This window comes from Streptomyces chengmaiensis, assembly GCF_029846775.1.
Lineage (GTDB): Bacteria > Actinomycetota > Actinomycetes > Streptomycetales > Streptomycetaceae > Streptomyces > Streptomyces chengmaiensis.
Genome location: NZ_JARWBG010000035.1, coordinates 71105 through 77443 on the forward strand (window position 1 = coordinate 71105; position 6339 = coordinate 77443).

Sequence of the window (6339 nt, forward strand, 5' to 3'; positions counted from 1 at the left end):
GTATGCACGGACGGATGGATTCCGTCAGGCCGGGTTGCCTTCAGGCGAGATGGCCCGCCACACGCAGCGCGTGCACCAGATCGCGCTCGCGTGCCGAGGAGACCGCGCGGGCGGCGTCGAGCAGACGCGGCACCAGCCGCCGCGGGGCGCTCTCGGCGATGCTCGCGGTCTCCTCGGGCGTACGGCTCCGAGCGAAGGCGGTGAGCAGCGCATGGGCCTCGCGCCCGCCGCCCTCGTCCTCCAGGGCGAGCGCGGCCGCGGCGATGTCGGCCGGCGGGCGCGCGACGCCCTGGCGCAGCAGCTGGCGGCTGTCGTCGGCCCGCCCGGCCGCGGCCAGGGCAGAGGCTGCCGCCGCGAGCCGCGGCGCGGGCTGCGAAGCGGCCTCCCACAGGAGGGTCGCCCAGTCGGCGGAGAGGCCGGCGCGGCACAGCTCCGCGGCGAACACGGGGAGCCAGTCGGCGGGGCGGGCTGCCGCCTCGCACAGCACGACGTGCGCCTCGCCGCTGCGGCCCTCCGCGCGAAGCCGCCCGAGAGCGGCCACGGTTTCCCGGGCTGCCTGCCGGGCCGCTTCGGGAGCGGGGGGCGCGGCGGGTGCGGGTGCGTCGGCCGGCGAGCCCCCGAAGCGCGCGCCGCGGGGCGTCGCCGGCGTAGCGGCCGGCAGCACGGGCGCGACAGGTGCCGCCGGCGCGGCGTCCGCCGTCTCGTCCACCCCGGCGAACCGGGCCCCGCGTGGCCGCCGCGGCTTGCGCGGACGTGAGGGCTCGGGGCGGGGCGCGGGGTCCGGCTGGGGCTGGGTCCGGTTCTCCGGCGCGGGATGCGCTTCCGGCGCGGGATGCGCCCCTGGTCCGGGCTGGGCTCCTGGGCCGAGCGGGGCCTGTGGCGCGAGCGGGGCCGGGCGGAACCAGTCGGAGGCTTCGGACACGGCGGGCCCGTGCCCAGAGGGCCCGGACACGGCGGGCCCGTGCCCAGAGGGCCCGGGCGCAGAGGGCCCGGGCGCAGACGGCTCGGGCACGGAGAACTCGGGCGCGCCCGCCGCCGGCGCCGGAACGGCCGCGGGGGCCGCCGCGTCCGGGTGAGCGGCAAGCCGACCGCGGAACTCCCCGACTCGGGCGGTGGCCCGTGCGTGGTCGTCGCGCACCCAGGCGAGCTCGGTCGCGAGCCGCTCGCCCTCGGGCCCGCCGTCGGGTTGCGCGCCCATCCGGTGCAGCAGCTCCTCCGCACGGTGCGCGGCGTAGGCCTGCTCTCGGAGCATCAGCTCCAGTCGCTCCACCAGCGCCTCGCGACCGCCCGGGAGCCGGTCGTACGCCGCGGCCGCCGCGGAGTGCAGCTCACGCGCGCGCAGGGACGTGAGCTCCGCGGCCTCCGCGCCCCGGATGCCCGCGAGGTCGTGCAGGAGGGCCTCCACCACATCCCACGGTGGGACCTCGACGCCGTCGAGACAGGCCCGCATGCCGTCGGGGTCACGCTGCCAGAAGACTCCGCACCAGCCCGCGGACTGGTCGAGCAGTGCGCTCAGCTCACTGAGGTACCGCGAGAAAACCTGTGCTTCCAGCGGGAGTTGATGCTGGGTCATCGCCGTCCCTGCCTTCGTCGGAACCGCAGGCATTTGACCGCATCCGTGTTACAGGACGGCTACACGGCGTTTTCGGATGTGCTCCCAGACGCCCACAGGTGCGCAGGAGCCCCGGAGAGACGGCCGGTGTGCGCATCGATCCTGGGGACACGCACCGGTCTCGCCGCATCGGCGACGCTTCCGCTTCTGCCGTCGCGGGGAAGGGAACACGTTGTCGCGGGGCCCCGATCACGCTGCGGACGGAGCGGTCCGGAGGCCGTCCGGCTCCGCCGCCCGTCGCGCTCGGCACGTCGAGGCCCGGCTCGGCGAACTACCGGCCGAGAAGGAGGAGTGCGACAACCGCGAACACACCCACGACCACGGCTACGCATACGGCAGCAGCCAGACACACCGCCACGAGTACGATCTTCCACGCGTTCCGGTTGCGCCACGCGACGGCCTCGGGGTCATAGCCCATGGCTCTGACCGCTGCCAGCACATCCTGCTGGGCGCCGCCAGGGTTGCGCCTGCCATCGTCCGGGAACCGGGTTTCCCCCACCGTGGTACCTCCATCGCGCTTCCTCCGGAGAGCAAACGTCTCCATGAGCACGCCTGCCTCCGGCCCCTTACTCCCGGGCAGGCAGCCCCATCTCCGCCGGAGGCGGACACGCTAGGGTCGCCCGGCGCGGGCAGTCAAGCCTCCGCACGACGGAGCCTGCGGCGCATGACTGGGCCTCCGGCCGGGCGGATACGACGCATCGACCCCGTCCGGGACGACACCTGACCGCGACAGCCCGCGCACCTCACGATCGGAATCGGTCCGCTAGGCGGGCGTGAGGACGCAGCGGGCGACCAGGTCGTCCATGGAGAGGCCCAGCGCGGAGGCGAGTGCCGCGACCGTGAAGAAGGCGGGGGTGGGGGCCCTGCCGGTCTCGATCTTGCGCAGTGTCTCGGCGGAGATGCCGGCGGCCGCGGCGACGTCTGCCATGCTCCGGCCCGCGCTCGCCTCGCGGGCCTCGCGCAGCAGCCGTCCGAGCCGCTCGCCGCGTTCGCGCTCTTCGGGGGTGAGAGGGGTGCGCACCATGCCCCGATTCTAATCACGGTATTATTATCCCGTTATTTAAATAACGGAGTCATCAGTGGAGGCGTGGACATGGTGGAGCTGAAGAGCGATGCGTCGATCGAGGCCATGCGTGAGGCGGGCCGGGTGGTGGCGCGGGCACTGGCCGCGACCCGGGAGGCTGCCGCGCCGGGCGTCAGTCTGCGCGAGCTGGACCGTGTGGCGCGGGCGGTGCTGACCGAGGCCGGAGCGGGGTCGCCGTTCCTCGGGTACCACCCGGCCTGGGCGCCGACGCCCTTCCCGGCCGTGGTGTGCACATCGGTGAACGACGCGATCGTGCACGGCATACCCGACGGATACCGGCTGCGCGACGGCGATCTGGTGAGCGTGGACTGCGGAGCGGCGCTGGACGGCTGGACCGGCGACGCGGCCGTCAGCTTCACGGTGGGACGCGGACGCCCGGAGGACGAACGCCTGATCGACGCCGCCGAGGAGGCGCTGGCCGCGGGCATCGCGGCGGCGGTCGTCGGCAACCGCGTGGGGGACATCGCCCATGCGGTCGGGCAGGTGTGCCGACGAGCCGGCTACGGCATCCCGGACGGACTGGGCGGCCACGGCGTGGGCCGGAGCATGCACGAGGACCCGGCGGTGCCGAACGAGGGGCGCGCGGGGCGGGGCATGCCGTTGCGCCACGGCATGGTGCTGGCGATCGAGCCGATGCTCATCGCGGGCGGGAGCGACGAGTTCCGTACGGCGGGGGACGGCTGGACGATCCGCTCGGCCGACGGCGCCCGCGCAGCCCACGCGGAACACACGATCGCCGTAACCGCCTCGGGCCCACGGATCCTCACGGCCCTCTGACGCGGCGACACGCGGGCCGTTGCACCCCGGAAGCGGCCTCCCGCCCGCACCGGCGACGTGCCCCGGCCGCCTGACGCGGCGTCTCAGCCGCCTGCGGTCGCGCAATCGCGGCTCCTGTGCGGCCGCGATGCGGGGACCTCCGCCGGACCCCCGCCCGGGGTCACTCGTCCGCCAGGAACTCCCGCGCCACCGCCTCCCCCACCCGCGCCGCCTCCGCGTGATCCTCGATCGGCGAGACCCGTGTGTCCTTGAAGACGATGTACGTGACCCCGGACGGGACACCCCCCTTTCGGGGATCCGGGTTGATCCCCAGCGCCTTGGCCGTGGCGTAGGACGCCTCGCCGATGACGGTCGTCGGGCCGGTGTCCCCCACCACCGCGTACCGGACGCGGTCCCCGTAGACCACCGCCGCGACCGACCCGCCGCGGACGCCGTGCGCGCGGTAGTCCCAGATGCGGCTCGGCGCGGGCACCACGATGAACGGCAGCGTCTCGGCGTTCAGCTGGCGGCCGTCGGACTGCCGGAACGCCGTGGTGGGGTGGAACCACGGGTCCGTCCGGCTGTTGCACTCCGCCGTGCGCACCCCGTCGCAGTCGATGTCCATGTCGGCCTTCCAGAACACCACCCGGTCCGTCCCGCACACCGGGACGTCCGCCCGGGCCCCCGGGTCCGTGCGGTACCTCCCCTCGGAGATCTGCCGGCAGCGCTCGACCTTGCCGAGCAGAGCCCTTGCCTCGGCCGGGCCGGCGACGCCCCCTTCCGCGTCCTTTGCCCAGCTGTCATCGGTCAGGTCGGCGGTCCGGTAGGACCACGGCCCCGGCTCCGGCGGGGCCACGGCCGGCACGGCGGCGGCGGGCATAGCCGCGACGGCCGTCAGCACGGCGCCGCCTGCCAGGGCGAGAGCGAATCGTCGAGTGTGCACCAAGGACCCTTTCCATAGGGAAACAGGTCAATACCCGGTTATAAGGGGATCTTCCCGATGCACCTGCCGTACGGAGTAAGCTCACGCGCACCACCGCTACCATGCGCGCCCATGAACGACGACATACGCAATATCGTCCTCGGTGTGGTCGCGGCCGGCGTCAGCGCAAGCCTCGGCTGGCTGGCCCGCACCTATCTCTGGCGGCGCAGGCTCCGCCGCAAGCAGGCGTTCTTCGGTCTCCCGGGGCACTCCGAGTCACTGCTCGTCGTCAACCGCGAGGCCGCCCGGGACGGGGCCGTGGACCGGTTCGACGTCTCCGCGCTGCTGGAGCTGTCCGCGCTGATCAAGGAATGCGGGGCGCACGCCCAGATCGTCTGGCACGACCTGGCCCGCCAGGGGTTCGGCGAACGCACGGAGTTCTGTGTGGGCGGGCCCTACTCCAATCGCCGTACCGCCGCGCATCTGCAGGCGCTGCTGCCCGGGGTGGACATCGACACCGATGCCGAGAAGGGGCCCGACCGGGCCGCGATCCGGGTCGGCTCCGAGGTCTACCGGATGGACCCGGGCATGACGGAGTACGTGCTGCTGGCCCGGCTGACCGGCGGACCGGAGCAGCGGGGCGACGCCCGCCCGGTGTTCCTCTTCTGCGGCCAGCGGGCCATCACCAACCAGGCCGCGGCCCGCTATCTGGCCCGCCATCACGCACGGCTGCGGCGCAAGTACGGCACGGGCTCGTTCTGTCTGCTGCTGAAGGTGATTAACTCCGAGGCCTACGGGCCCGATGTGACGGAGCTGGTCGCCGATGTCACGCGGGATGCGCTCACCCCGCGCCCAGAGCCGGCGGAAGCGGCCTGACGCCGTCGCGCCTCAGCCGTCCGCGCGCAGGAAGTCCTCGACGGTGCGGACGAGTTGCAGCGGAGTCTCGTCCATGGCGTGGTGGCCGGCGCAGTCAAGCTCCGCCAGCTCCGCTTCGGGGTAGCAGCGCATCCAGGTCTGCCGCATGAGGGCCGCGGTGATCGCCGGGTCGAGGGCGCCGGTCACCGCCAGCGCGGGTGTGCGCACTCCCTCGACCTTCGTCCGGAAGTCCTCACAGGCCCAGGAGTCCAGCCAGGCGCGGAACGCCTTGGGGTCGGTGCGGGTCTGCGAGCGGTAGACCATCCGGTCCAGCCAGGCGGCGGGGCGGCGGGAGCCGGTGGTGAGATCGATGATGAGCCGCCGGTTCTCCGGCTTCTCGGCGGCCGAGGCGAACAGCTCCCACTGGTCTGGCGGCATCTTGAGCCCGCAGGCCGGCACGGGAGAGACCCCGACGAGGCGTCGGACGCGCTCCGGCGACACCGCGAGGACCCGCTGGGCCACCGACGCCCCCATGGAGTGGCCGATGAGCGAGAAGGTCTGCCAGCCCAGGCCGTCGGCGAGAGCGACGATGTCGGCCGCCCCTTCCGCGGTGCTGTACTGGCCGGCGGTGGCGCGCGCCTCTCCGTATCCGCGCAGATCGACGAAGACGTAGGTGAAGCTCTCCCGGTCGAGGTCCGGCAGTGTGGCGGCGTAGTCTGCGCGGTCGGCGAGCCAGCCGTGTACGGCGATGATTTTGTGCGGGCCGGAACCGTGGAGTGAGTAGGGCAGGGGAAAAGGGGCCACGGCTTCTCCGATCGCCGGCACGGTCATACGCCTTCACCACGTTGGCCGCAACCTCGCGAGTGGGCAAGTCCGGCCTCGCGCCGGGCTGTTGCCGCTGGCGCATTTCGCGCGCCTCAGGGGGGTGCCACCGGCGCGTTCGGCCGGGTCCCCATGGGCAGTTCGGCTGGTTTCCGGCCACGCGCGGGTGTCTCGAAACACCGCCTTGCGCGCCCTGAAGCGGGACGGAACACGGCTGCCGGCGGGCCGCCCGCTCCCCCGCCGCGGCCGCCGCCCGGCCCGCCCGGCCGGGGCGGGCCGTCCGGGCCG

General features: G+C 73.8%; 7 protein-coding genes. 2 read left to right on the top strand and 5 right to left on the bottom strand.

Annotation, left to right across the window (positions count from 1 at the left end; translation table 11 throughout):
- Window positions 1-40: 40 nt before the first annotated feature.
- The 3 genes from QCN29_RS25345 to QCN29_RS25355 form a co-directional block, all read right to left on the bottom strand.
- Entirely contained in the window at window positions 41-1573 is a 1533-nt protein-coding gene (locus QCN29_RS25345; protein ID WP_279931021.1) for a hypothetical protein, read from the bottom strand.
- 310 nt (window positions 1574-1883) lie between these two features.
- Entirely contained in the window at window positions 1884-2111 is a 228-nt protein-coding gene (locus QCN29_RS25350) for a hypothetical protein (RefSeq protein WP_279931023.1), read from the bottom strand.
- Between the two features lie 264 nt (window positions 2112-2375).
- On the bottom strand, window positions 2376-2636 hold the full coding sequence (locus QCN29_RS25355; RefSeq protein WP_279931025.1) for a helix-turn-helix domain-containing protein: 261 nt from the start codon (window positions 2634-2636) through the stop codon (window positions 2376-2378).
- 69 nt (window positions 2637-2705) lie between these two features.
- Here QCN29_RS25355 and map point away from each other — a divergent pair, with 69 nt between their 5' ends.
- The gene (gene map, locus QCN29_RS25360; RefSeq protein WP_279931026.1) at window positions 2706-3473 is read left to right on the top strand and encodes a type I methionyl aminopeptidase; all 768 of its coding nucleotides are present in this window, start codon (window positions 2706-2708) and stop codon (window positions 3471-3473) included.
- 160 nt (window positions 3474-3633) lie between these two features.
- Here the strand turns inward: map and QCN29_RS25365 are convergent, their stop codons facing one another.
- Window positions 3634-4395, bottom strand: coding sequence for a glycoside hydrolase family 75 protein (locus QCN29_RS25365; RefSeq protein WP_279931028.1), 762 nt, complete (start codon window positions 4393-4395; stop codon window positions 3634-3636).
- Between the two features lie 111 nt (window positions 4396-4506).
- Here QCN29_RS25365 and QCN29_RS25370 point away from each other — a divergent pair, with 111 nt between their 5' ends.
- Window positions 4507-5250: a hypothetical protein gene (locus QCN29_RS25370; protein ID WP_279931029.1), complete on the top strand. Its 744-nt coding sequence runs from the start codon at window positions 4507-4509 to the stop codon at window positions 5248-5250.
- A gap of 12 nt (window positions 5251-5262) precedes the next feature.
- Here the strand turns inward: QCN29_RS25370 and QCN29_RS25375 are convergent, their stop codons facing one another.
- Window positions 5263-6060, bottom strand: coding sequence for an alpha/beta fold hydrolase (locus QCN29_RS25375; RefSeq protein WP_279931030.1), 798 nt, complete (start codon window positions 6058-6060; stop codon window positions 5263-5265).
- Window positions 6061-6339 lie beyond the last annotated feature (279 nt).